Here is a 2,127-nt window from a genome sequence, read left to right on the forward strand (position 1 = left end):
GTGCGCATCGTCCTCACGGGCCACGCCGACGTGGAAACCGCCGCCCGCGCGGTCAACCAGGGCAACGTGTACAAGTTCCTGACCAAACCGTGCCCGCAGCCGGAGCTGGCCAACGCCCTGGAGGAAGCCCTGGGGCACGCGCGGGGGCAGAACCGGCTGGACGAGCAGGCCCTGAAGGGGTTTCTCTCCGCGCTGCACTTCCGCAACCTGGAGACCAGCGACCATGTGGAGCGCGTGGGCAGCCTGAGCCGGAAAATCGCCCTGGCCATGGCCTGGAACGAGGAGGACGCCGACCTGCTCCGCATGGCGGCGACCCTTCACGACATCGGCAAGATCGGCATCCCCGACGCCGTGCTGCTCAAGCCGGGGCGGCTCTCCGCCGAGGAGTACGGCATCATGAAGCATCACCCCGGCATCGGCGGCCTGATGCTCAAGGAAGCGGACTCCCCGCTGCTCAGGATGGCCCGGGACGTGGCCGTCCACCACCACGAGCGCCCGGACGGCGCGGGCTATCCCGACGGCCTGCGCGGAGAGGACATCCCGGCCAGCGCGCGCATCGTGGCCCTTGCCGACGTGTACGACGCCCTGACCAGCGACAGGGTCTACCGCCCGCGCTTTGCGCGCCGGGAGGCCCTGGAGATCATCTCCGCCGGCCGTGGCACGGCCTTCGACCCGGACGTGACCGAGGCGTTTCTGCAGATCGTCTGAACTCCTGATCGGGCGCGGGGGGAGAAGATTCTTCCGCGCAATCCGGGTTCGCCTTGTCATTTCCCCGGAACATATGACAAGAGTGTACGGTCTCCCCGAGGCATCCTCACCGGCCCGGCCGGAGGCGACAACGGACCGGGACAAGTCCCGGCCGCAGCGCCCTGCGCGGACGAACCAGGGGAGCCTCCGAACGCCGTCAAACGGAGATTCGCCCCCACGCCACGCCGGCCTGGCGGCCATGCCCGGCCAGGGAGGACGGCATGAGCGAACAGGACAAATCGCGGGAAGAACTCACGGCGGAGATCGTGGCGTTGCGCAGGCGCGTCAAGGACCTGGAACAGGGCCTCACGGCCCCCTCCGGCGTGGACCACAAGCGCGCCACGGAAGAAGCGGACTTCTACCTGACCATCCTGGACGAAGCCCCGGCCCTGATCTGGCGCGCGGGCAAGGACGCCCGCTGCGACTGGTTCAACGCCACCTGGCTGGCCTTCACCGGCCGCGAGCTGAGCCAGGAGCTGGGCGACGGCTGGGCCGAGGGCGTGCACCCCGAGGATTTCGACCGCTGCCTGAAGACCTATCTGGACGCCTTCCACGCCCGCAGATTCTTCGAGATGGAATACAGGCTGCGCCGCCACGACGGCGAATACCGGTGGATCCTGGACATCGGCTGCCCCTTCAAGGACATCCGCGGGCTCTTCGCTGGCTACATCGGCTACTGCTTCGACGTGACGCAGCGCAAGCGCGACGAAAAGTTCCGGCAGGATGTCGAGCGGGTCATCCGCCACGACATCAAAGCCCCCCTGGCCGGGCTGCACGGACTCGCCCAGGTCGCCCTGGCCGACGGCGTCGACGAAGAGCTCCGCCCGCTGATCCCGGGTCTCTTGCGCGCCGTGCGCCATGTGATCAACCTCGTGGACTCCGGCGAAAAGTTCGCCCTGCTGGAACAGGGCCTCTTCAAGCCGGAACCGGCGCGCTTTTCCATGTCCCTGCTCCTCAGGGATGTCGTCGGCTCCCTGCACCCGCTCGCCGCGAGCAGGAACGTCCACGTGACGCTGGATGCGCGCCCCGGCCCCCAGGAGACCGACACCCTCTTCTCCGGCGACGAGACCCTGGTTTTCGACATGGCCTCGAACCTGGTCAAGAACGCCGTGGAAGCCTCACCCTCAGGAGGGACCGTGCGCGTGGAAGCCTGGACCGGCCCGGGCACGCTGCACCTGTCCGTGCACAACACGGGCGAAATTCCCCCCGACATCCGTGAAAGGTTCTTCGAAAAGTACGCCACGTCCGGGAAGCCCGGCGGCACCGGCCTGGGCACCTACAGCGCCCGGCTCATCGCCAGGGCCCACGGAGGAGACATCGGGTTCGACAGCTCCCATGAGCGCGGCACCCGCGTGAGCGTGACCCTGCCGCTCCCGGACG

At 68.4% G+C, this 2,127-nt stretch carries 2 protein-coding genes; both read left to right on the forward strand.

The window, feature by feature from the left end:
- Nucleotides 1-708 (forward strand): HD domain-containing phosphohydrolase (locus tag ACV4UX_RS18895; RefSeq protein ID WP_491594826.1); only part of this gene is annotated, 708 nt, incomplete at its 5' end.
- Between the two features lie 260 nt (nucleotides 709-968).
- On the forward strand, nucleotides 969-2,127 hold a 1,159-nt coding region (locus tag ACV4UX_RS18900), incomplete at its 3' end, for a sensor histidine kinase (protein WP_491594827.1).

The organism is Fundidesulfovibrio sp. (assembly GCF_058402725.1).